The following is a 24758-nucleotide window of genomic DNA, read 5'->3' on the forward strand; positions in this document are numbered from 1 at the left end:
GAATGGCCACTACGCAAGAGCAATGGAAGCAGGCGTTTATGCTGCTCAATCACTTCGAGCGCCAGATGATTGAACCAACTGAATTTTGCTGGACTTACTTCACGAGTCAGCTCGGCGTGTCAAGGGTCACGTTATGGCGAAACAAAGCATTTGAGCAAGAATTTCAGCGGGTTAAGGACCTCGTCAAAGCCTATACACAAGGTAAGCGAACCTTCGACCAAATCAGCTCGCTAAAAGCGGCGAAGGAACGGGATAAAGATCAGCAGATCGAGTCACTGAAAGCTCAGGTGGCAACACTTAATCAGCAGCTCAGCCGAGAGCGTGAACGCTTGGTGTATGCCGCAATGATTGCTCGGCGCAAAAATATCGATCCTGCTGATTTTATCGATAACAGTCCTTTGCTGCGCAAGGTATACGGTGAAGCGTTAGCTAGCGAGAAGCCAGTGAAAATCCGAGAAATCAGATCGGATAAGAATCGGTAACCCAACAAGGTCGTCCTCGCTCTGGGGAACTGGCTCCAGGCGAGCTGTATTTGATGGGCACCATTGGGACCGCTGTACTTACAACAACTCGATACCTTGTTTTTTCGACGCGGGCCGAGCCATGGGTGCTACCAGCGGACTGGTGGAAGCGGAAAAACGCCGATTTTAGGGATGCCATTTACATACGCATCAACCCAATCGACGTTTTGTGAAGCTCCGTACACGCCGTGATAGGCAACCTAAAATTATTTAGAATCAAGCACAGCGGGCACCCATGGCGCGGGCGTCAATGACGCTTGGTAGCGGTATTCCGCCACTCGGGGGGCGAAATGCTGACCACTCGCGGAACAGACAGACACACCAATAGCCCAGACTATTGCCACGCACCTCAATTGCGGGGGAACCCGTAAAGTGAGACGCGGCGAGTATCGCCATGCAACGCGCTTAAGCCGTAAGCGGTTAGGGGCATGTCTCTGCATAATCGCTTCTCCATATATTTCTGGAAAATGCGACTGCACGATGGATCGAGCCACTCGGCTCATTAACTGCGGATCACTGCGGCGAAGACAAGCTTCCAATTGCATCGCTAGTTCCTTCTCGGTGATGAGCGCGGTCAAAGCCTTCCCTCTGAATATTTTTATTTTTTGACTCATCGTACGTCCTCGATAAGTTTGTCCTGTTGCCCTCCTATAGAAGCGTCACTTAGTCAAATGAACAAGGACGTACGTCCCAAAAAATAGCGCCGTTCGTCAGCTTTTTCCTACAAAAAATAAAACTATTATGGCTTAACGCGGTCATTCGCCGATTGGCGCGCTCCGCGTCGTTCAATGACCTGCTTTCCCAGCGGTCACTGCCGTCCTGCGCCGCAAAAGCGGTTTTCGTCCACCCATGAGCCCTCCTAACAAGGAGTCGGAAGAGGTTCGTCGTCGCCTCCCGGCTAAATAATCTCTCAGACAATGCTCCTCAATGGTCTGAGCAGCCTTTGATGCGTATTCATGAGGTCGTACTCCGCATTGGGTCGCTGTTCTGAGACTCTCTGTTACTGCCCTCCATAACAAAATGTCCATTCAGCATTTCTAAAAGAGGGAAAACCTTACGCAACCTGAGGCGTAGCGGCAATGAATGAGATATGGACAGACCCTGATGATTAAGCCAGTGCTGTTCGATGAATAACGCATCACACAAGTGACAACGGGGCACTTATAACGGCATAGGTTTAAATCTTACGCCGGGCCAATAAATGACAAATACGTCTCGGGTACGCCTTCAGGTTTACCTCACGACATCATATCAAGGTGTTTATTTTTATCATGTGAGGACTTCTATTATGGTGATGGGTGCCAACTATAAAACTGATGCAGCGTGTGCAATACTCATGTTTGGTTTGTTATTTGCTGGCCCCTCGTTTTCTTCGGGTATGAAACCTGCCTCTTCGGTCGTGTTGATTAGCGAAGACCAAGGTGAAACCACCATGAATGTGACTAATACCGATAAATACGCCGCGTTGCTGTATACCTCGTTGGAAACCATTCCAGAAGACCCTGAGCTGTTACTTGTCGTGTCGCCCCCCGTTGCTCGCGTCGAAGGCGGGGACAGCCAAGCCGTGCGGTTTATCCTGCAAAACAAAAAGCCATTCACCGTGCAGCGCTTGATGCGAGTGACCTTTGAAGGCATTCCCACGGTGCAATATAAAGTACCTAACAGCGTGGGCGTCACCTTTCGCCAGAACCTGCCCGTCATTATTTCACCGAAGGGTTTGAAAATAGAGGCGGCGCCCTGGAAGTTTTTAAAGTGGTCTTTATGTGGTGACACGTTACACGTCACTAACGACAGTCCTTATGTTGTACGCTTGGCCCTTTCTGGTTCGCTGCAGCCAGTAGCCGAAGAGGTCAAATTTAGCAAAGCTTATATTTTGCCCAGTACGCACCATGAGTTCCAAATAGGCCGTGTAATTACCGGTGCGACGTCGATGCGCATTCACCCTGCCAGTGTATATGGGTATGCCTTAAATCAGTTCGACACACCGTTGAGTGCCTGTACCTCACAGTAAGCCACCGTCCCTGTGGTATCCATTAACCCACTGTGATGGACTACTTCTATGTGCGCTACGCGGTTGTTCCATCCGATCGTTCCTGGATTGTTTATCCCGCTGATGCTCGCCAATTCATTGGCCATGGGCGAGCCGGGCTTAAGTTCTGCTCCTGCTCCCCGTCCTGATGGCTCGCCTCTGAAGGAGTCTTTAGCCCCCGAATTGCCCCTATCGCCAGCGGCGACCTTAGCTTCTCCCAGAGCCATAACTGACTCGTCGAGCGCCGACAATGTGGGATTATCCCGCATCCCTTCGAGCTCGCACGTTTTGGCTGTGACGCCGCCCCCCAATCAAACCGAAATCCTCGCCGTGACAAAAATGACCACGAGTACAGAGGGAACGGTGCCTGCAGCTCCAACAAACAGCGCCATCGAGGTTGTGCCCAACGCGTCTTCCCCCTCAGGATCGGCCACATCCCCTGAGGTAACGGTCACCTCAACGTTTGAACACCAGTCAACCAAAACGGCTGTGCCAACCTCCGATACAGGTGTGGTATTTGACATTGATACCCTGATCAGCCGCGGGATCGACCCCAAGCTGGCCGCGATGTTTAATGATAAAGCCCGTTTTTTACCGGGACTGCACAAAGTCACCCTGTTTGTGAACGGTGATAATCTCGGCTCGGTTGCAGTTCATTTTGATACGCAAGGCCAACTGTGTTTTGACCAGCGTCTCGCGGATAAGGCTGGCTTGCTTTTGCCATCAGATGGGGCACCGCTTCTTCCAAGCACCGTTGACCGCCCTCCCCAGGCAACGGCGGTACTCCCCACGGCAGATGCTGGAGCGACGCTTGTTGCTTCGCTAGATACAGCGCTGGAGGCCTCCACTGGAGAGTTTTCTTCTTGGGCTGACACCCCTGAGAGTACAGCTTCGAGCAGTCCAGGTCCTTCTGGGGCAAGCCCTTGTGTCGATTTTATGGCGTTATACCCACAAACAGATGTGGATTTGCGACCGAACAAAGACGAAGTTCGTCTCGCCGTTCCCTCGAATGCCCTCAAGCCATTGGAGCAAAATTTTTCGGGATACAGTTCCGGCGGTATGGCAGCGATCCTCAACTACGACGCTCTAAAAACCCAATCGCAGTTTTCTGGCACCACCAGTGACTTTACCTCGATCAATACCGAGGCCGGATTGAACTTGGGCGACTGGAGCGTGCGTAGCCGACAAACTTTCACCGATCAAAACGGTAAGCGCAATACCGATCAGCTGTACACTTACGCCGAACACAGTTTCGTGCCCTTCAAATCGGTGCTTCAAGTCGGACAACTCAATTTGTTCAATCCGGTGTTGCCCGGTGCGTCCATTACCGGTGTGCAAGTCGTGCCCGATAGTGCGTTACGCGCTCAAGCATCAGGTGGGGTAACCATTGAGGGTATCGCGACCACCCCCCAAGCTCGGGTGGAAGTGAAGCAAGATGGCATCTTGATTTATTCTACGGTGGTTCCCGCCGGCCCTTTTCAATTGACCAACGTGCCTCTGCTACGAAGTAACGCGAATGTTGATGTCACGGTATTTGAATCAGATAATTCGCAAAACACCTTCAGTTTACCCGCTGCGTCTTTGCGCCAGGTTGAATTAACCACCAATGGCTTATCGGTAGCAGTGGGCAAAGTGCGCAATATCAATGACACCTCTGGGCTTGAGGAACCGATGGTCGTGTCGGCGGGCGATGACTGGTTACTCAGTGCTCGCGACAAGCTCTCAGCTGGAGTCATGATCGCCCAAGACTATAACTCCATCGGTGTAATCACCGATCATTTGCTCACTCAGGACACCCGCTTGAGCTTAAGCACGACCGTATCGCAAGCTCAAACATTAAGCAAAAGCGGTGTGGAAAGCAGTTTGGCGCTCAGTTCGCGCTTGACCGAAAGATTCGCCGTCAATGGCTCCATGACCCGCCAAACGTCTGGCTATCGCTCTTTGATGGATGCGGTGCAATCCGCCCAGGAGGAAGAAGACTTTGCAGGCGATGAACGCACCCAATTCAATGTCGGCGCGAGTTGGAGCTCACCAACTTATGGCGGTTTCGGCATGAATTTTATGCAGTCGCTCAATAACGATAATGCGTGGGACCGAACCCTGTCGTTATCTTGGGGCCATACGATTGCTGGCATTTCCATCAATGCCAGCGTGCAGCATGACATCAGTGGAGATATTCCCAATTCTGCTTATCTGAGTTTCAGCATTCCTTTAGGAGCAAGCCGTAGCCTACGCACCTACGCCAGTCGTACCAGCGCCGAGCAGCAGCAGATAGGAACCACCTACAGCGAGACGGTTAACGACATGCTCAATTACAGCCTGACAATGGGCCAGCAGCTAGGTCGCGGCAGTGATCGGGAGATGACTTGGGGGGGCAACGTATCCGCCTTGCCACGCTATGCACAAGTCAGTGCGGGCTATACCGATAATGGCGCTCACAGCAATAACTATAACGTCGGCGGCAGCGGCGCCTTGGTGCTGCATGCCAATGGTTTGACCGCTTCACCTTATCAAATTCAAGACACCTTCGGGATTGTCTCGGCGGGCGAGGAAGCGGGCGTCAAACTGATCACTAACAGTGGTCCGGTCTGGACTGACAGTCGCGGCCAAGCAGTGTTAGCTCGACTTCCGGCGTTCAGCGACAGTCAAGTCGAGGTCGTGAGTTATACCCTACCGCGCAATGCCGATATTGATAATGGCTATAAGCGTGTGGCGGCAGGTCGAGGCTCGGTGAATTACTTGAAATTTAATGTTTCCAAGGTACGGCGCGTACTGCTAACGGTGACCGACAGCAACGGTAAGCCATTACCTAAAGGTGCAGCGGTGTTTGATGGTGCTGAACGATTTGTCACCGTGGTATTAGATGAAGGCAAGATTTATTTGAATGACACTAGCCAGAGTGACTTGCGCGTCAGCTTGCGAGGTGGGGATTGCTACTTGAGTTTCAATTTGGGAGCTCAGGATAATACTGAAGGCTTATTCGAGCAGGTACCGGCCGTGTGTACCGCACCAGAGCGCGCACACTCCTCGCCCAAAACCTCACCGGCCAGCCCCTAGCCTTTCGGTGAAGCCGGTGAATCACCCTGAGGCGTCCGTGATGATCAGTCTAATGGAGTATTTAACGTGCAATGTCGACCTTTACTGGCACTGAATTTCATTGTTCTGATGGGCTCGCTTTCGCCGGTCTTCGCCTCGGAGTGCCAGCTACAAAGCAGTCAGTTGGTGCAAGATTTTGGACAATTCAATCCCTATGAGTTGGCGACCACCTCCGAATCGGGCCGCGCGTCAGTCGGTCAACGTTTCATTCAACTGAACGTCACGTGTCCGCAACCCACCCGTATGGCGATCTTGTTTCGAGGTACTGCAGTCGATCCTGAAAGTTTCAAAATGGGCGAAAACGGAAGTTTTAATTTAATCGCTAAGGATGCCTTGGTAGATGGTCGACCGGTAAACCTGGGCCGCGTGTTAAGCGGCGCGGCGATGGTGGATCATGGCACCAGCAGCGTGAAAATGGCTCCTGGCTACTACGTGGTGCCGCTGGCCCAGAACGGCACCCGCCTTGAAGGCCAGGCGTTCTCGATTCGGGTCGAAATCAATGCTTACTTAAAAAGTGATCAGTTAAAGATTCGAGATGTCACACCGTTTCAGGGGCAGGCGTTCTTCGAGTTGGATACCGGTATAGCTGTTCCTTAAGGTGTGAAGTACGAGCCGATATCTCAATGATAAGCGCTGGGGGAAGGCAGCCGAGCCAGACCTGCATGGTCTGTTGCAACACTGTACCTACCATCGGTATCACTCCGCTCCCATAAGCGTTTGGGTCGAGTAGCGCATAGGGCTGATTGTCGATGCGCGGATGAGCCCACCTCATCACTCACCGACAACTTCATCCGCGCCGCAATAGAACCTAACCCCTCCTCCTTAGCTCTTCGCGCCTCATTCAAAGATCGTCGATATTTAGGCTGCAGTTGCTAGTGGGAAGGCGTTAACCGGCTTGGTAGTTGCGTGAGCTTTGTTAGACCTCACGCGTTACCAAGTTGCAATGGCTAAACGTTTTCGCCTTGTTTTGGGGTATTTCCCTACATTCGCCTGCCGAACTCCCACGTTTAATAAGTGCTGCTTTGTGCATGCTGGCAGATTGGCTGCTGCCTGGGTCCAGGCTCCGCACTGCCGTCACGGTCACGGAGCTTCACACAACATAAGGAGAAAACGGTGGGGCATATCAAGACAGCACCAATGCGTTTTTTGTTGCTAGTAAGCAGCGCTTGGCTGAGCATCTTTTTCGCGACCCGCCTGTGGTTAGTGCTGACTCACTGGAGTGAGGCCGGGAGCGCATTGCTTGCGATCTTCGGTATTGGTTTGCTCTACGACTTGGGCTTCATCGCCTATGCGGCATTGCCAATGGGGCTTTATCTGGTGCTTTGCCCTCCAGCCTTATGGCGACGTCGTGGCCATCGGTGGTTTTTGCAGGCACTGCTGGGGGGCAGTCTGTTCGCAATGTTATTCACTTCGATCGCTGAGTGGCTCTTCTGGCATGAGTTCGGGGTGCGCTTCAATTTCATCGCCGTCGACTATTTGGTTTACTCCGACGAGGTGCTGAATAATCTGTTCGAGTCGTATCCGATCGGCTCGCTGCTGAGTCTTCTTGCGGTGTTGGCGGTGATTTTGAGTGTCGCATTACGCCAACCATTCATCGCCGCCGTGCAAGCCCCCTTGCCCACTGTGCGTGGGCGTCTTTGGATTACGCTTGGACTGCTGATCGCTGCCGTAGCCAGCGCGCAACTGCTCAGCCAGGCCGCCCCTCGTGCCCAGGGTGGCAATACCTATCACAACGAACTGGCAAGCAATGGTCCGTATCAATTCTTCGCCGCATTTCGCAACAACGAACTGGATTATCCCCAGTTTTACAGCACGCTAGCGCCTGAGGTGGTTGGGCAACAGATTCGCAGCGAGCTAAGCGAGCCCAATGCTCGCTTCATCGGCGAGGATCCGCAGGATATTCGCCGAGCAATCGATAATCCTGGGGTCGAACGTAAACCCAACATCATCCTGGTTACGATTGAAAGCTTCAGCGCCAAATACATGGGCAGCAACGGCGACCAGCGTAACTTAACGCCAAACCTCGACGCCCTGCGCAAAGAGAGCCTGTACTTCAGCAATTTCTACGCTACCGGCACTCGCACTGATCGCGGGCTGGAAGCCATTACGTTAGCGATCCCTCCCACACCGGGTCGATCGATCGTTAAACGAGTGGGGCGCGAGAGCGGCTTTGCTAGCTTGGGACAGCAGCTCAAGGCTGTGGGATATGACAGCGTATTTGTTTATGGCGGACGCGGTTACTTTGACAACATGAATGCTTTCTTCAGTGGCAATGGATATCGCGTGGTTGATCAAAGCAATGTTGAAGAGTCTGAGATTCACTTCAAGAACGCCTGGGGCATGGCAGACGAGGATCTCTACCAGCAAGCGCTGAGCCTGGCTGATGCCGACTATGCCAAGCAGCAACCATTTCTGCTGCAACTAATGACAACGTCCAATCACCGCCCTTATACCTATCCCGACCACCGCATCGACATCAAGTCTGGTAATGGTCGTGATGGGGCGGTGAAATATACCGATTACGCCATCGGCCAGTTTCTGCAGCAGGCACGTAAAAAGCCTTGGTTCGACAATACAATTTTCGTTTTTGTCGCGGACCATACGGCCGGTAGTGCCGGTAAAGAAGATTTGCCGATTAGCAACTATCACATTCCCCTCTTCATCTATGCCCCGAAGCTGATTGAAGCCCGAGAAACACCTCAATTGGCAAGCCAGATTGATCTCGCCCCGACGCTGCTGGGGTTACTGAACCTGGATTATGTGTCTACGTTTTTCGGGCGTAATCTGCTGCAAGACAATCCGTTGCCGCCGCGAGTATTGGTGGGCAACTACCAGCATTTGGGCCTGTTTGATGGCCAGGATCTGGCCATTCTCAGCCCCCGCCACGGACTACGCCGACACGATGCCGCGCTGACCGAAAGTCACGAGTCCCAAGCCATTGTCAGTGATCCTTTAATCAGCCGCGCCATTACCTATTACCAAACTGCCAGTTATGGCTTTAAGCAACAGTTGCTGAGTTGGCGGGCATCCCAAGGGGCTGAGCAGGTCAGCGAGCGTTAATAGAGATGGATGGGACGTGGCATTCAAACAAGGACCAGATTGTTGGCTTGGTCCAACGTACCCATCGGTTCCACACCATCACGGCCCAAGGAGGCGATATAAATGGACTATCAACAAGAATGGTCGGCACTCTATAAAAAACACATCGATATTCTTCATCGAGCCTCGCACAGCATGGACATCAATTTCGAAGTCAGTGCCGCCTTATTGGCGTTAGGTCCCTACAAGCTCAAATGTTTCGCTCAACGCCTCGGTAATAATTTCCTCGCGCCCTGGGAGCCGCTAAAACCGTTGGAAGCCTTGCAGCTCTATCTGATCAACAAGCATCACTGGACGCTGAATTATGCGCGTACCTTCCGGCACGAAAAAGATTATCTGCTGTTGCTTCGCGAGGAGATTGCTCACCTCAAGCTGGATCGAGTGGAAGCTTACCCTGTTCGTTTACAGGTGAAAAATCACGAGCAGCGAGGGGCTTTTGCGCTGCATTTTGACGAGCGTGATCCGAAGCAGAAAATTGCCTAAAGGTTTGAAATTGCGCCGCGATGAAGTAGAGAGAAAGCGCACCGAAGGTCAGGCTCCGCCATAAACAGGGCCTCTCGAGCGCTTAGGAGAATTGAGTCCGTAAGCGTTGTCATAGACGCTTCTAGTTGCCGCGCGATGGTCGAACCCGAATCGCTGCAGCATAACCGGGCCTTAAGAGGTTTTTGATGCTCGCTGGTGAGCGCCCATGATATCGATGAGTTCCCCATCACGTCAGTCCGGGGTGTGTGCAAATGAACTATCGCTCGGTGTGGACCAAGCTTATTACCAAACATCAATATCGTCTCGATAAGGACCCCAGTTTGCGGCGTGACGGCGTTTATCCTAAGGCTGCGCAACTCGCCCTGGGCGAATATAAATTAATATGTTTTGCCGAGCGCCTCAGGGGGCAGCACTCGATCTGGGAGCAAGACAACCCCCTACCTTATCGAGAGTTACTCAACCTGTATTTGGTGAACAAGCATCATTGGACACTGGAGACTGTTCGTTCAAACAAAAGCAGTGATGTCTTCCTCCTTCTTCGCGATGAGCTGGATCAAATATTGCTAACCGATGAAGAAGCGACACCTGTTCGACAGACAACGGAGACCTGTTTTTCGTGGCAGGTGTTTGAGCTGCACTTTCAAGCCCCCGAGTAGCTGGGCCGAGCGCATAGAGATTTGAATGCGCGGCGGAACAACAGCCTACGATCTAGCCCAGTTTTGGAACAGCTCCAGGGCCATGTACAGATCAGCGGAAATGATCCACAGCGTCGAGCCGAGCGAGGTATGGCCATTTGAATAGGCGCAGAAGCCGATAGCAGTGATAGCAACTCCACCCCAACAAACTGCAAGTTCCAGCATTGAACGCCCCCTAATAAATCCCGGCCAAACGGCGCTACCGTGTTGGCCTTCTGAAGTAGCCGCGACTAACACAGGGCGATTGAACTCTGGCTGAAATTTGGCCAAGCAAAAAATCCTGCTGCGCACTCGAAATAAATCTTGCCCCCTTTCGAGCGGGAGCCAGCCACATTTGCGACATGACAAGGGGCGGTTAACTCGCAGACAGTCCTGCAGCATGGCAAAAGCCTCATACGCAAATCCAAACGAGTCCGGCCATTGCTGAAACCGTCAGAACAATACCTGACCATAACAGCGACCTTAATAACTCGTTCAGGTGTTTATTCAGGTCCTGTTCCATAGTTCCTACTCTGATAGGATCAAAACGGGTAACGAACTGTAAACTGCTAGCGGCATTGCTTGGCCGTGACATCAGCGAGCTCTAATCGTTGCGATATCTTTATAAGGTATGATGTCGCTTGAAATGCACGAGCTGCGGGAAAGATTGTAGACTTTGAAGTTTTTGCTGATGATTTTTTTTGCCATGAAGCGTAGCGAAGGTAAAATCCTGGATTGGAGGTGTCGCTGGATATCACAAGGCGAAACAAATGAGTTGGTGTGCTCATAAAAGCGCCCGGACTGCTGATCAAGATCTACGCCCACTAAGTACACCTCATTAAATCCAAGATGATAGCAAAGCTGAAGCGCTACATAGGCAACGGTTCTCGCATCAAAAAAACCAGCGCTCATATTTTTACTGAATCCCAGAGAATTTTTTCGGGCGCTTAGTAGCGAGTAGTTCCTGACCAAATCCTTGTTGCGAAATATATAGTTTCGAAGTGATGATTTTCCAGGTTTGGATAAAAAATAAAGCTCACCCCTCGGTTGAATGTACTCACCCTCGACATGTTCTTGCCATAACGCTGTCCGCTGACTCAAGCGCATCGCAATATTAAACAGCGCTGGCTGTTGAGTGGAAAATTTCTTATCTGAGCAGACATAAAAATATGGGCGAACCACAGTGCCCAAAAAGGCAGAAATCGCGCCATTCACGGTGATCATGGGGATGTGTGAAAATTGTTCAATCGGGAAATTTTTAGCGGAGGGCCCGGAAGCAATGATAAAAATCGGTCCGCTTCCAATATTTCGGCAATCGTCAAAACTATGTATGTTTAGCGCGTCCAGATGGCGGTCGGCGCTTCCTTCTTCAAAAGGAGCGTTGTCACTAATCACATCACCGCTGTCGACAAGCAACATATAGGTACCCTCTTTTTCATGTTCAGAAAGCTATGCTGAACAAGCAGTCATTGCGCACGAGGACGGTATTGGCGATTCTCAATTTTTCATCCTGGCTACTGCACGCCTATACACTTCCAATTTCGCATTGATTGTTCATGCGTTTTTGCAAGGGGTCTGTAGGGAAAACCTTCATAGTGCTTGTGCGGGCTCAAATGTAAGAGAGCTTTAGCCGGATGCGCGAAAAAGCATGACCCGCCCAGAGCCTCGTGCTAGCCGTGGTCGAGTACACCTGGTCGGCAGGCACCAAACTGTGTATCGCGCTTAGCTGTTTAGCTATGTGGTTTCATCGAGGGGTGTATCAACATCGACCATCTCCAGTGCTGCGCCCAGAGCGCAGGCACTGGGTTTGGGTCAGGCAGATTTATTGATCGTCGCATTCATTCCTCCTGCATGAAGCAGGATCAGGATCCCGTCAATACGGTGAGTACCTGGTCGGGCTCTTGGTCAGCGCGTCAGCTTTTTAAACTAATGAGGAGCTCTAAACTACTTTCCGACCAGTTAATTAGGATAGTTCAACTTGTATCGGCCGCGGCAATACGAAGTTGTGGGTGATTACCTCCCAAAAATAAGGTGGTGCGCGTTATCAAAAATCACACCCAATACCTGTAGGGAAAGCCGCAAAAACAACTGTATGTTTTCGGATTATTTGCCACCTGCTTCAATTACGAATTATTTCGCGGAAAGTGCATAAAATGGCCCGTCTCGCTGCGCGCAATGGTCATTACTCACCTATATTAATGTGAGTGAGCGCCTGGTACAGGCGTGCACTTATCAATATCACTCCCTAATCCCGAGGTCATAAAATGCAAGCCAAGCAAGCGTTTATTGCGACTCTAGCGATTCTGGTTAGCTCCAGTGTTTTGGCGGCGAAGGCACCCAAAACTCCAGTGGATAAGTGGACATGTTCAGACTTCTTGGAGATGGATGAAGAATATCAGCCCAGTGCGGTCTTTTTTGTTGAGGGTTTTACTAAGTCGGGTACGCCTGTTGATGCCGTCATGGACGTCGATGGCACGCTTACACAAACCCCGCGAGTTGTCGACGCGTGCACTGAGAACCCGCAGGCTTCTTTCGTAAACACCATCAAATCGACAAAGGGCAAACAGCCCTAATGCAGTGAGCAGGCCTGGAGAAATACGGTCGTTCGCGGCTCATGCTATTTCTTCAGGCCGATTTGGCATTTTACTCAAGCTGCCTATTTTACCAATGCCCAACGCTTCTATCGATTTAACTAGTCGGAATACGCTAATGACCTGTTCACCAGTCGACATTCGCAGTGACGCCTGAATTCACTTAAATTCAGGCTGAGATTTTTGGCTGTTTGATACTGGGCAGGAGGAAGACCGTTATCCAAAGAGGATACATCCGTAAGTAGGCTAATTTTCAGCGCTGCGGATGTGCAAGGATGTTATCGAGCTCGAACCGTCTTGAGCGAACCGGTGGTGCCAAGAAGCGAGACGAATTGGCAGTACTGCAGGCAGCATCATCCCCATGAAGCGCTTCCGTTCATAGCGCTCTGCCAATCCGCCTCTGATTAACATTAAATACCAGAAACCAGTTTCTTTATGTAGGATAATCCTTCAGTTTCAACCGTTGTGCGCTTAGGTGTAGTTGACCGATACGCGCTATTTAGGCGCGGCAGGATATAAACCTAAGGGATGAGAAAAACCAGCTGAATACCAGGGTGTGCGGTTTTGCTGGCAATCATAATTCTTAGCTGGGCAGCGCAAGGCTGGGTTAAATATTAGGCGAGGCAGCCACGACTGCGATATTGCGTTTGGTCACCATGGGGCAGGCGCTCAATGGGTTATGCCGTTGGGATGTCGGACCTAAGCGTCAGTGCGCCGGGTTGTCTAATGAGGTTGCTGGCGCCCCCACTGGGGAGGGGGGACTTGTGAGGGCGTTGCATTACCAGCAACCTCCAACGCATTAGAGCGTAAATGTTGCGCAGTTACTGTCAGGAAATCCTGAGTGTCGTCAACTCGAGCTGCCTTAGAGGTAAATCACTTCCAAGGTCAGCAAGCCATTGAGAGGAATTGCGTTGCCGGTATTGAGGGTGGCAGTTGGAATAATGCCCGCTGAAATACCCAGCCCCTGGCTCACAGTCGCCACCGGCGCGGGCGCTGAGGGGGCTCCCGCTGGCGTCCAGGACATACGCCACGCGCTCGTGTTGAGCAGTTGGCCTGCGGTTGAGTCGACCCAAGAGGTACCGGCATCCGAGCTCACGATCATCTTACCTGCTGCGCCATCCACGCTAAGGTCGGCGCTTCTGGCCGTTACGATATAAGCACCAATGTTGGTGGATGTGGAATCTTGGCCCAGACCAAAGAGTTGGTCGGCTGAGGTGCCGGCGGGAAGGCCGCCTGTAAGCACAAGAGGGTTAACCGACGAGGCGCGGTTATCCAAAAGCTTGACCGCAAACTGCGCCGGCGCATCACAGATTACCGTCATGGTTTTTATCGGGTCCGATCCGCCCATATTGGGGGTGATGGGGGTGGCTTTGGTGCTGCTGAGCGAGGACATAGGAATCACGTTGTAGTTAACCTCCGCTCCACCCACCAGGTTGATATCACATGCAACAGGTACCAACTGGCCAATTAGGGTTAGATCAACAATTTGAGCCGCTTGAGATATGACGGAAAAAGGAGCAAAAAAAACCGCGGCGAGAGTGAGACTGGGCGAGATTTTCATTGTTTGCTCCAGGGACTCAAAAGGAAAATTACACGCACTCACATTCATACCGAGGGCGGTATCTGGCTGATGGCGATGCAAGCCATTGCAGCGCGACAGTATGGCGATAGGAAACTCTAACATTCATCGAGGATGACTAATTTTGGCATAGGACAATTCGCCGGGCCTTGTCTAGGCGTATTTAATGTCAACATTCGAGGAGGCGACTGTAGGGAAAACCTGCAAACTCTGCGAATCCTTCGACGGTTTCCATCACCTCCATCAACGTGTCGACAAGATGCTCGCCTCATTGAGCGCTTTTAAATAGCGCTCAGGCTTAGAACAAGACTGCTCAAGAGTTTGGAACATAGCATAGGGCTCGATAAGCACGCTGGTTCTGCTCGATAGCACTGCAGTGCTGCTGACCTCCAGTAATTTGGATACCAGCTGCATCGCGTTGGACTATTCGGTTGCCTTGTTTTTTCCTGTGCAATGATCTACCGCACTTATCCTTCCTGCTGTCGCCACAAGAAAGAAGGAATTCCCTACAGACGAAAAACAACCAAGCATTGAAATTGCTATCAAACGCCCCGTTCTCAAAGCGTCGGCCTGGGGCGGGTTAACTTGAGAAGATGATATTCGGAGCCGGTGTACTGTCGAATGACAGGCATGGGTGGCGTATAGATTCTTAGGCTGGGAGAAAGTGTAGCAAACGCTAAAGAGTTCGTTGGAAGCATCGAGTTTTTGATTGATGGTCTACATCGGAAATGCGCGAAAAGCCAGCTCCTTAGGTGTTCGCGCTTCTTAGGAGGTCGCTATGAATCAAATACAAGAAATTGGGGAAGTTGAAGCCAGTCCAATCCCTCGGGTCATTTCAGATGAAGAGCTGGCGATACATTTACAAAACTGCCTTCGTGCAAATGATCCGGGCCTTTTGCATAGTGTATTGAGTCACCTTGCTCGGTGCAAAGATTTAACGCAGCCCGCCAGCCCCCCCAGCAATCGACGCGCAAATCTTTTACGTAGGCTCTCGATGTCTACTGAGCCGAGTTTTGCTGATGTGCTTGCGATGACATGCGCTATCGGTTTTCGGATGCATTTTGAAGCCATGTCCACGTTGAGAGATCGAGCCAGTGACCATCGATGATAAAACAGGCGCGGCTGACAGCCAGGCTGCGCCGCAAACGCGGAGTGACTCTGACCGCAAGGTGGTTCGTTCATCTTCTTGCGATGCATTGTCGGAGTTGGATTGGCTTGACACCAAGCAGGCACTTGCCCTGCTAAACGCTATGACTCGGAAACGGCGGACAGGACCCCCGCCGAAACCGTTGACACGTTGGTAACGTGTCGGTGGGTGAGCGGAGGTGATGTAATCAACCAAGCTTACATATTAGGAGTGGCGCCGACGCTCCAGCTGGAGCGTCGTATTCCGGGGATGAGCCCGATAGACCGTCCGGGTCTGCGGGCTCACGGCAATTATAAACTCGCGGCCATCTGCTTCCAGCGACGTCCAGCTGGACGACGAGCGTGCGCATTTTTAGATAGCAGGACAGCTCTAACACACCGACAGGAAACCCTGAGTGGCGTTTGATAATTAATGCCGCAAATTGATGATTATTGTTTTTGGGCGTCGGCAGCATTCTGCTTAAAATTTTCGGCGAGACGCCAGGCGTCGTCCCTAATATTTTCATTGCACGCTCACCTATGAAATCCTTTTTAAGCGTGGGTGCATGCCTGCAGAGTGATTCGAAAAATGTCTAAAATTTATCGGCGACAGGTTTGGGGTCTATTGCTTTGCGGGCTATATCTGCCGGCGTTTGCGCAGGAGCCGTTGCAACAACAAAGCAAGGGTTTTTGGTACCTACAAACCAGTCTTTACACCCGTCACTATTCCGCAGATCCCGATCATAATAACACCCAGGAATTGTTGGGGCTGGAGCGCAACGAAGACTCCGGCCTATTGTTCGGGGCGTCCACGTTCAAAAATTCATTCAGTCAACGGTCGTTCTACTTGTATGCTGGAAAGCGTTTTGATAATCCCACCTATCCGGTGTACTTGAAATTAAGCGGTGGGTTGATTCAAGGGTACCACGGCGACTACAAAGATAAGATTCCGTTGAACCGTTTTGGTGTCGCGCCGGCGATTATTCCATCGTTAGGAGCGCATTTCGGCTCAGTAGCCACCGAGCTCGTATTGCTGGGCACCAGTGCGGCCATGATTACCGCCGGCGTCCGTCTTTAGCAGTAGAATTAACCGATGTCATGGGGGAGCAGTAATGCAATTTCTGCTCCCGGGGTAATGAGCAATCGCCCTTGAGCGACAAGCGCTCGCAGCAGTTTCCTGGAGACGTTGAACTTTACCTGACCGCCTTTCAGAGGCCGCCTCCCCCTTCCCAATGGCCGAAACGTGCGCGCAATCACGCCGATTGGCGTGGCTGGCATCCCGTGACTTTGCCTGCTAAAACCTCAAAAATAATCCAGGGTCAGCATCATGCTTTCACCAGCGACCTGCGGATGTGGCAAGTTGGTGAGCCTGTCTGCTCGGAGCACGTGGTTTTTCAGATAACCCGTTGCATTCACGGAGGTTCCTAACGAGGCCTGGACCGACGTGCGACACTCCAATAATTGAACGGCTATATAAGGTTTTCGCCCATCTGCCTGAAGCGCGGCCGGCGTGATCTGACACGATGGGTCTGTCACAAGCCCTTCAAAACGAATGGCGCCTGCATTGGTGGGCTCGAGTGCATAAACGAGTGGACTGAGCAAGAACAGGCAAGAGTACAAACATCCATATTTCATCGGGGTAAACCTCGCCAGTAGAGGCGTGGCCAGAAAGGCCAAGCACATTAACCATAACGGCGGGATTAGCTATTTCTTGAAGGGATATCCTACGGCGCACTGCTGGAATTCCTGCTCACTTTGAAGTCTTTGCGCAGACCTGAACGATTAAGGGATGGCAGGCTGACTAACGAGACAACCCGAATATCATCGGGTCGCCCGCAGAAGGGGCTAACCAAACGCTTTTGTGTCTGGCTGTGCACTCTTCATGCAAGCCCCTCCCGCTCCGCCACCTCAAATCGGGAAAACCCTACAGACAACATTGCGTGCAAAACTGCAAATTGAGGCCTCTCGCGTTCGCAGTTCCGCGTCCGCCCACATGAGCGTAGGGGATATCAATGCAATTTAAACTACTTGGCACCGTGGCAGTTTGCCTATTGCTCGCCGCGTGCTCAGATCCGAAGGATTATAAACTTTCACGAACCGGGGACTGGAAACAAGACCCGCAGCTTCAACGAAATATCCAACAGTTAACCGACCCGGACAGAAAACTAATCGGTGAATATCTGCTGCGAGCTGAAGAGATTCGCGCTACAGGAGGCGCAGTACCGGAATCTATTAGCATCGGCCAGGCTATTGAAAACCAAGCGCAATGGAACAGTGTGCAGGAAGAGCAGCAGGCCGCCGCTGCATTAAAAGCAAAGGTTGATGCCGATATGCAACAAAAAGCCGATGCCGTCAACGCTAAGGTGCTCGAGGAAATGCAGACCGCGCTCTCACCAGCTGTGGAGTCATTTGAGTATGTTGAAGAAAAAAAACAAGGTCACTTTAACATCGGGATGACCTTTGCCAATAACAGCAAGACAAAGATTGTTGGCATTACCGGTGACATTCTTATTCGCGATCAGGCCGGCACAGACCTGAAACATGCCTTTGTTTCGACCGATAGCGCCGTGCCGCCTGGAGAGGTTCTTAACCAAGTCTGGCGCCTGGATTACAACGCCCAGGTGGAGGGTGACAAGGTCTTGAAGGACGCTGACGCTTCTAAACTTGTTTTTGGATGGCAGCCACGCACTTATCGTTTTGCGGATGGCCGAGAAGTAACGCTGGGTGAATAAACCGTGGACGATCCAGGCGTGAGGGGGGCTTGAAGTATTTGCCGTCTCCGATCGCCAACGATCTAAAGCGGCCTACGTCGGGCCTGTTAAGCAATCGACATGCGCTTCGCCACCGCGAAGCCTCGCCGTTAAAGGAGATGCCGCCCAGCTGTCCTGCCGGTATGTGATGTAAATGGACAGCGGGCAGTGAGCGACGTATTAGCGAGTATAAAATACATGGTCGTTAACTATGTGCGCCACGACTCGCGTCTTACCAGCGCCTGATACATCGAGGCGCGTGGCGTATGCAGCGGGGCGCAGCATCGCTCTAGCATTCAATCTGACGTTCAGAGTTTTAGACGCCAGGATTACTTCTTGAGCGATGCAACCCATTGGGGGTTGCAGGGAAGTGAAGCTTTTCTTTAAGGATTTATTATCCTGGCTTCGGCGTATGACGCTATTTAAGCTGGTTCCAAGGGATTGCAAGTTGTATGACTAAGTTTGGATCTGATTTTTAGACAGAGAAAAACTATTCACCACACTTGGCAAATAAACACTTGCGGTGCGTGAGACTTACTTCATACACTATCAGCGGGTCACAGGGGAAACCTGAAGCAACTAGCAGCCCGACCGGGGGCACAACAAATCAGGCGACTTCCTGTGCGCCCACCTATTTAAGCTCACTTCCTGACAGCGATATCGCGCGCCGCGAAGAAGATGGTCGGCTTTGTGCTTAAACGCCTCCAGCGTTAACGACAGTATTTGGCAGTGCCGCGCCACATCCTAAGTGCGGCTCAGGTTCATGGTCAAAGTTTAATAGAGCAAGCCAAGCCGCCTCGAGCCCAAAAGCATATTCGCGCTTGCTCGTTAGCATTCGCTATGAGGTCAAAGGTATATCAATGTCAGCGTAGCCGAGCCATCCAGGTGTATTTCGGCACTGGTATTCAGTGTCGAGTATGGCGCAATAGCCGTCGCCAATCTCATCGTGCCGCTCATCGTGCTGAAAGGGCTGGGGGCTGACGACGATACTGTACTGAATGAGAGGATGTAGTTGGCTTGAGTTCCTACGTAGCGAGGAAATGGGCTAGCCCACGTAGTGCCATTGGTATCGCTAGAGGCGACAAAGCCTGCCTGACCATCGATGGCGAGGCCGCTAACAGGCACCTCAAACTCGTACCAGCCAATTTTATTACCCGAGATGTCAAGGCCCAATCCGAAACGAACATCTTTAACCGAGGAAGCGGTTCCAGCCCGATTATCAGTCCCTCTGATACCAACTAGCGTGGGGCCTGCACAAACAATCGTGAGCGGTGTAGTCTGATCGGGCAATCGCACTTCTGCATTCCGGCTTAACATGCCTACGGAAATGTCGCCAACATCAAAGTCGCTTGCCCCTACGGCAATGTCGCATGACGGCGGCTCAATGAGCCCCGTCACCGCTAGATTCGTTGAGGTTGCGGCCATGGCAGTCTGTGTCGTTAATAGAATCAGCAGCAAGGAACATTTTTTCATCGCCATTCCCTCGATATTTAAAGCTTGACCGTTACCTATTAATTTATTCCTTTGTAAACCGTGCTTTTCACCCTAATGCCCTAACTTCGGTGTCAGGCTACTGGAACATTCAAGCACAGTAGTGATTCTGTGCTGGCATTACCTATTGAGCGCTTGTCACGCCCTCTTCGCTGTAAGGGAACCCTTAAACTTGCACTATCTAAAACTGCGTTTGTTGAGCCATGGATGCGCTTCATCAAGTCGGCGCACTGATAAAAAACGATGGTGGTGCATTGTCCGGGAAGCCTTTTCTGGGTTGATGCTATCGCCTGCCTGCGAGGCATAGCGGCAGATCAGGCAGATTTTTCCTACGGCATAATCAAGGAATACTGACAGAGCGATAGTGGCGACCATCACTACCATCAAAGCCATCTCGCGAACACTCCCCCCAGTCAAAAGGCATCCAGCGCCCTGAGTGGACGATCGACATAAGGAGTGCTGCAGTGGCGGCGTGATGCTTCCTCGGTTCTGGTTCGACTCCAGAGCCGTGTATAAGCGTGAAGTATCTTGATATGTAAGCCGTGAACGGGCCCCGGCCATTTCATTCGATCTTCGTTCTGCTGGTATGAAGCAAGGAGCCTGCCCATGACCTCGGCACCCTGGATCGCTCCTGTAGAGATCGAACGTCTCGCTGGTGCCTTGGACGCATGGATGCCTTGTCCCTACTCTCGCTTAGCGTTGATGCAATGGTTGGAAGCATATTTGGCTTCTTGGCCCTCTAACGACCACAGGCTCATGGTTAATACGCAGCCCGCACAATCGATGCTTCATGAGCACTATCGCGAATGGGTTGAGGTATTCGATGAGTATCAACTCTGACGGGTTTTTTCCCTTTAGGTAATTATACGGAATTACCTTCCGCTGCCGGAGGATGTCATGAATAAATTGACCTTAATCGCCGACTTGCTGATTTTGCAGGGTCGAAACCAATGGGCTTTAGCCGCAGCCATCGCCGAGTTGAACAAGTGGGTAGCGCAACGCGGCTCTTTAGAAGTAAGCAAAAACGTGCAGGAGGCACTGGCGATGTTAGATGAATCGCTACTGCCGCTGAGCCGGGGTGTCGCTCGGTTGATCGAAGAAGCTGAACGGGAAGATGGCATCGTGGAGGCTAATAGCAACCTGCCCAGGTGAGGGAGTCGACATGCTGACCTGATTGGGCTAACTCAAGAACTCGTCTGGTTAATGAATTAGCGATCGAGCGCCAGAACAGCGCGAGCCGTTTGCGCGTTACCTCAAGTTTAGGGGCAATCCTCAACCTGAGCTCTGACTGACTCCGCTCAATGGTAAACATAAGTTAGGGTGAGACGCTCAATACTTAGCCTAGACATGTGAACTCGCCTTGGTCGCTCCATTCCCTCCTCTACCGCTTGCGGTGCTCATGAGCGAGCTCACTCCTAAAGCAGCCTTTTACGCCGCAGGGCTCCAGGCAGCGCCAAGCCGGTAACAGCTGGCGCGCCTTCACCCGTCGGCCGCGGCCATTAAGGATTATCGGTCTCCAACAGTACCGCTTGGCTAACCTCGGGCAATGGTGCCATGCTTTTTTCCTGGTTTTTTGTGGTAGCTGAAGAAGCGCCAGAAAAAAAGCCGCCACGCTCAATAATTAGTTGCTCGGCTTGAATAGTCCCCTGGATTCGGCCGCCGGCCAGAATCTCCACAACCTCGGCATAGACATCGCCTTCCATCATGCCTGACACGACCAATTCCCGCCCTCGCACCGTGCCGCGTACAGCCCCGGAAATGCCAATGGAGATGCTGTTCTGGCAGGCAATTTTGCCCTCCATAAAACCCGCGACCAATATATTTCCTGTCACACACAGCTCACCCTTCACTGAACAACCTTCGGCCAGAATGGTAAGCTGGCTATTTGAGACCATTGACTTTGTTTTATTAAAGACGCCCACGGGACCCCCTTTTCTTCAGTAAAAATGGCTTGGAAGTTAGTATTTGACCAGCGGACAAAATTGAGTGGGTCAAGGTTTTTCCCTCGATACAAAACTTCGTAGTGCAAGTGAGGGCCGGTACTACGCCCCGAATTACCGCTCTGCCCGAGTAGAGTTCCCTTGGCGACATAATCACCTGCCTTTACAGACAAGTGACTCAGGTGAGCGTAGCGACTGGAAAATCCCAGGCCATGCTGAACGACAATCTGTTGACCATAACCCCTGCTATTTTTCTTGGCTTCGCCAACAATGCCGCTTGCTGTCGCATAAACGGGTGTCCCCGTTCTTGCCCCGAAATCGATACCTCGATGATTGCGTATACGGTGCAAGATAGGGTGCATGCGCCTACCAAAGTAAGAGCTGATCCGGCTCGCCTTTTTAAGGGGCGAACCATTAGGGATTAAGTTGAACAGGAGTGTGCGTTCTGCCGGTTGTCGGGGTGCGGGGGTCACCGCCGGGGCAGGAGCGCTCACAGGCCGAGGCGCCGAAATGTTGTTTTCAGCGACCTTAATACGCAGCACTTGTAGCGGTTGCACCGCATTCGACGCGATGACCCTTTCAGTCTGTAAAGGGGGTATGAGGTCGCTTTTCTGCTGCTGCACTACCGGTTCTTTATGCAGGGTCGACAGTTGGGTCTTGGCTTCGGCTAATGCCGATAAGGTCGATACGAGAGCGACGCCCATAACCGTGATGACGCCCACCAGCCCGACGCAGGTGACGCAAAAGGCAATTTTGGCTTTTGACGAAATGACAATATCTCGTGAGCCGCCAAGGGTTGAAAAAGTTACCACCAGTTCATGTTTCATCGTGCCCGACAGCCTCTGTAAAAACGAGAGCTGACCTGGTCAGTAAGAATTGAACTCTCACACAGATCGCCACGTGTATGTAGGTTGGCGCCTGACTCATAAGCAGGTACATGCGAAGCTTGAGTCCACCGCAGAAAGCCTTCCGGGGCTGACTCCTGGGAAGGGGCGGTTTGCGGGCCTGGCAACGGGCCAACATGTTTGCGCATCCGATTGGTACAGCCCCGAGGGCGCTATGCGCAGCACCTTTCGAGCCTTGTCAGGTCGCATTGCGGGATGAATCGTCGGCGACGTACGTCTTAAGACGACGCTGGATGATGGGGCGATTATCGCGATCATGGCGCGCAGAAAGGATCATCGGATCCTTCAGAGTGCGTAGGGAAATACTGCCTTGCCTTGTCGAGAGATTGCGAGGGGGGCCTTGTCACCATCAATGATCTAGACAAGCCCCAAAGGCTGTTCACAGGCAATACAACCGATGAGCGCAGCGGTGTGCCTGCGCCGAGCGAAAATCGACCACTCCTTCACTGAGAGTGAGCGCTGTCTGTGGGCGATGGAAAGGCTCTTTTGCAATCGCTCTTTATATTTGTCCAGCTTTTTTCGGTAGCCAATACGGCGCACCGGATAGTGACGTGTTTTTCCATCAGCGCCCTGACCATGCACTTGCGAGCGCAATATTCAGGTTTTACCTACAGCACTCCTTCCCTGCACATGCCTAGGCTAATAACGCGGTGGTCAATGCACCAAGGGTCAATGTTGCTGTGCACTCATCACTCGGTTGCCAACACCATGAAACAATGAGGAACTCTGGTATGGAATCGTTATCGGATCGCTTTAAGCTTTCTATCGTGTTTGCTGCACTTTTATCATTGACTGGATGGGCTCAGGCCGCGCAGACGGAAAAAACGAACATCCTGTTCATCGTCTCCGATGATACTGGCTATGGCGATCTGGGTCCTTACGGAGGCGGCGTCGGGCGAGGCATGCCTACCCCCAGCATCGATCAATTGGCTGCGGATGGCACCACGTTTTATTCCTTTTATGCCCAGCCCAGCTGCACGCCAGGCCGTGCGGCGATGCAGACCGGGCGCATTCCCAATCGCAGCGGTATGACTACCGTGGCTTTCCAAGGGCAAGGCGGCGGGTTGCCAGCGGCCGAATGGACGCTCGGCTCAGTGCTTAAAACCGGTGGCTACGACACTTACTTTACTGGCAAGTGGCATTTGGGCGAGGCCGACTACGCGCTACCCAACGCTCAGGGATACGACGTTATGAAATACGTCGGCCTGTATCACCTCAATGCCTACACCTATGCTGATCCTGAATGGTTCCCAGACATGGATCCCGAAACTCGGGCGATGTTTCAACGGGTGACCAAGGGCGCGCTCTCGGGCAAGGCAGGTGAAAAACCGATCGAAGAGTTCAAGATCAACGGCCAGTACGTGGACAAACCGGTGATCGATGGCAAGCCCGGTGTGGTAGGCATTCCCTTCTTTGACAACTATGTAGAAAAAGCCGCTTTGGAGTTCCTCGACACAGCAGCCAAATCGAACAAACCGTTTTTTATCAACGTCAATTTTATGAAGGTGCACCAGCCCAACCTGCCAGCACCGGAGTTTGTGCACAAGTCGATTTCCAAATCCAAATATGCCGATTCGGTGGTCGAACTGGACACCCGCATTGGCCGCATCATGCAAAAGCTCAAAGCGCTGGGTTTGGATAAAAATACCTTGGTGGTTTACACCACCGATAATGGCGCTTGGCAAGACGTTTATCCAGACGCCGGTTACACACCATTTCGCGGCACCAAGGGCACGGTTCGTGAAGGGGGCAATCGTGTACCGGCGATCGCTGTCTGGCCAGGCAAAATTAAGCCCAATACAAAAAACCATGAAATCCTCGGCGGCCTGGATTTGATGGCAACATTTGCTTCTGTGGCCGGGGTGAAATTGCCTGAAAAAGATCGTGAAGGTCAGCCGATTATTTTCGACAGTTACGACATGCTCCCGATGCTCACTGGCCGGAGCCCTTCGCCGCGTAAAGAGTGGTTTTATTTCACCGAAAACGAACTGTCACCGGGCGCAGCTCGCGTCGGCAACTTCAAGGCGGTGTTCAACTTGCGGGGTGACGATGGCGCACAAACCGGAGGGTTGGCGGTAGACACCAACCTAGGATGGAAGGGTGCGGAAAAATACGTAGCTATCGTGCCGCAAGTATTTGACTTACTGCAAGATCCGCAAGAGCGTTATGACATCTTTATGAATAATTTTACCGAACACACCTGGACCATGGTGCCGATCTCCAGCGCCATCATGAAACTGATGAAAACCTACGTGGATTATCCTCCGCGCAAAATGCAAAGCATGGGATATGACGGCCCTATCACACTGTCGCAGTATCAGAAGTTTCAATCGGTCCGTGAACTTCTGAAAAAGGACGGCATTAACCTGCCAATGCCATCCGGCAATTAATCAAACCACGATAATGGCAGCCTCGGCGAGGCTGCCATCGCGACTTGATGTGGGCGTATATCTGTTAACCCGTGAAGTAATTATT

Annotated in this window: 19 protein-coding genes; 13 read left to right on the forward strand and 6 right to left on the reverse strand. The window is 51.9% G+C overall.

What is annotated here, in order from left to right; genetic code table 11:
* The 7 genes from D8U73_RS14735 to D8U73_RS14765 all read left to right on the forward strand — a co-directional run.
* On the forward strand, positions 1 to 482 hold a 482-nt coding region (locus D8U73_RS14735), incomplete at its 5' end, for a hypothetical protein (protein WP_177434291.1).
* A 1327-nt stretch (positions 483 to 1809) separates the two neighbouring features.
* The gene (locus D8U73_RS14740; protein ID WP_177434293.1) at positions 1810 to 2532 is read left to right on the forward strand and encodes a fimbria/pilus chaperone family protein; all 723 of its coding nucleotides are present in this window, start codon (positions 1810 to 1812) and stop codon (positions 2530 to 2532) included.
* A 357-nt stretch (positions 2533 to 2889) separates the two neighbouring features.
* The gene (locus D8U73_RS14745) at positions 2890 to 5607 is read left to right on the forward strand and encodes a fimbria/pilus outer membrane usher protein (RefSeq protein WP_177435528.1); all 2718 of its coding nucleotides are present in this window, start codon (positions 2890 to 2892) and stop codon (positions 5605 to 5607) included.
* Between the two features lie 66 nt (positions 5608 to 5673).
* A complete protein-coding gene (locus D8U73_RS14750; RefSeq protein WP_130904894.1) occupies positions 5674 to 6243 on the forward strand; it encodes a hypothetical protein in 570 nt (189 codons plus the stop codon).
* 516 nt (positions 6244 to 6759) lie between these two features.
* Positions 6760 to 8706: an LTA synthase family protein gene (locus D8U73_RS14755; protein WP_130904895.1), complete on the forward strand. Its 1947-nt coding sequence runs from the start codon at positions 6760 to 6762 to the stop codon at positions 8704 to 8706.
* A gap of 102 nt (positions 8707 to 8808) precedes the next feature.
* Positions 8809 to 9228, forward strand: a complete 420-nt coding sequence (locus D8U73_RS14760) for a hypothetical protein (protein ID WP_130904896.1) — start codon at positions 8809 to 8811, stop codon at positions 9226 to 9228.
* A 251-nt stretch (positions 9229 to 9479) separates the two neighbouring features.
* Positions 9480 to 9884, forward strand: a complete 405-nt coding sequence (locus tag D8U73_RS14765) for a hypothetical protein (protein ID WP_130904897.1) — start codon at positions 9480 to 9482, stop codon at positions 9882 to 9884.
* Positions 9885 to 10496: 612 nt separating this feature from the next.
* On the opposite strand, the gene D8U73_RS14770 is transcribed toward D8U73_RS14765, so the two are convergent.
* Positions 10497 to 11321: a lipopolysaccharide biosynthesis protein gene (locus D8U73_RS14770; protein WP_241668525.1), complete on the reverse strand. Its 825-nt coding sequence runs from the start codon at positions 11319 to 11321 to the stop codon at positions 10497 to 10499.
* A gap of 845 nt (positions 11322 to 12166) precedes the next feature.
* Between D8U73_RS14770 and hdeA the strand changes: the two genes are divergently transcribed.
* Positions 12167 to 12475 carry an acid-activated periplasmic chaperone HdeA gene (gene hdeA / locus D8U73_RS14775; RefSeq protein WP_130904898.1) on the forward strand — a complete coding sequence of 103 codons (309 nt, stop codon included), beginning with the start codon at positions 12167 to 12169 and terminating at the stop codon, positions 12473 to 12475.
* Between the two features lie 880 nt (positions 12476 to 13355).
* Here the strand turns inward: hdeA and D8U73_RS14780 are convergent.
* Complete coding sequence (locus D8U73_RS14780) at positions 13356 to 14054, reverse strand: DUF1120 domain-containing protein (RefSeq protein ID WP_177434307.1); 699 nt, start codon at positions 14052 to 14054, stop codon at positions 13356 to 13358.
* Positions 14055 to 15786: 1732 nt separating this feature from the next.
* On the opposite strand from D8U73_RS14780, the gene D8U73_RS14785 reads away from it, so the two are divergent.
* Together D8U73_RS14785 and D8U73_RS14790 are read left to right on the forward strand one after the other, a co-directional pair.
* Positions 15787 to 16275: a sn-glycerol-3-phosphate transporter gene (locus D8U73_RS14785; protein ID WP_130904900.1), complete on the forward strand. Its 489-nt coding sequence runs from the start codon at positions 15787 to 15789 to the stop codon at positions 16273 to 16275.
* Positions 16276 to 17209: 934 nt separating this feature from the next.
* Positions 17210 to 17929 (forward strand): hypothetical protein, encoded by a 720-nt coding sequence (locus D8U73_RS14790; RefSeq protein ID WP_130904901.1) that lies wholly within the window; start codon positions 17210 to 17212, stop codon positions 17927 to 17929.
* 864 nt (positions 17930 to 18793) lie between these two features.
* On the opposite strand, the gene D8U73_RS14795 is transcribed toward D8U73_RS14790, so the two are convergent.
* The gene (locus tag D8U73_RS14795; protein ID WP_177434308.1) at positions 18794 to 19420 is read right to left on the reverse strand and encodes a DUF1120 domain-containing protein; all 627 of its coding nucleotides are present in this window, start codon (positions 19418 to 19420) and stop codon (positions 18794 to 18796) included.
* A 195-nt stretch (positions 19421 to 19615) separates the two neighbouring features.
* On the reverse strand, positions 19616 to 19831 hold the full coding sequence (locus D8U73_RS14800) for a hypothetical protein (protein WP_130904903.1): 216 nt from the start codon (positions 19829 to 19831) through the stop codon (positions 19616 to 19618).
* A gap of 213 nt (positions 19832 to 20044) precedes the next feature.
* Here D8U73_RS14800 and D8U73_RS14805 point away from each other — a divergent pair, with 213 nt between their 5' ends.
* Together D8U73_RS14805 and D8U73_RS14810 are read left to right on the forward strand one after the other, a co-directional pair.
* The gene (locus D8U73_RS14805; RefSeq protein WP_130904904.1) at positions 20045 to 20278 is read left to right on the forward strand and encodes a hypothetical protein; all 234 of its coding nucleotides are present in this window, start codon (positions 20045 to 20047) and stop codon (positions 20276 to 20278) included.
* Between the two features lie 57 nt (positions 20279 to 20335).
* Positions 20336 to 20590, forward strand: a complete 255-nt coding sequence (locus tag D8U73_RS14810) for a hypothetical protein (RefSeq protein ID WP_130904905.1) — start codon at positions 20336 to 20338, stop codon at positions 20588 to 20590.
* Between the two features lie 347 nt (positions 20591 to 20937).
* On the opposite strand, the gene D8U73_RS14815 is transcribed toward D8U73_RS14810, so the two are convergent.
* Both D8U73_RS14815 and D8U73_RS14820 read right to left on the reverse strand, forming a co-directional pair.
* Entirely contained in the window at positions 20938 to 21288 is a 351-nt protein-coding gene (locus D8U73_RS14815) for a polymer-forming cytoskeletal protein (protein WP_177434311.1), read from the reverse strand.
* Positions 21285 to 22205 carry a M23 family metallopeptidase gene (locus tag D8U73_RS14820; protein WP_130904907.1) on the reverse strand — a complete coding sequence of 307 codons (921 nt, stop codon included), beginning with the start codon at positions 22203 to 22205 and terminating at the stop codon, positions 21285 to 21287. Before D8U73_RS14820 ends, D8U73_RS14815 begins: the two co-directional genes overlap by 4 nt.
* An 809-nt stretch (positions 22206 to 23014) precedes the next feature.
* Between D8U73_RS14820 and D8U73_RS14825 the strand changes: the two genes are divergently transcribed.
* Positions 23015 to 24673, forward strand: a complete 1659-nt coding sequence (locus tag D8U73_RS14825) for an arylsulfatase (RefSeq protein ID WP_130904908.1) — start codon at positions 23015 to 23017, stop codon at positions 24671 to 24673.
* Positions 24674 to 24758: the final 85 nt, after the last annotated feature.

The sequence above is a fragment of the Pseudomonas sp. Sample_22 genome, assembly GCF_004307635.1.
In the GTDB taxonomy this organism is placed as follows: Bacteria; Pseudomonadota; Gammaproteobacteria; order Pseudomonadales; family Pseudomonadaceae; genus Aquipseudomonas.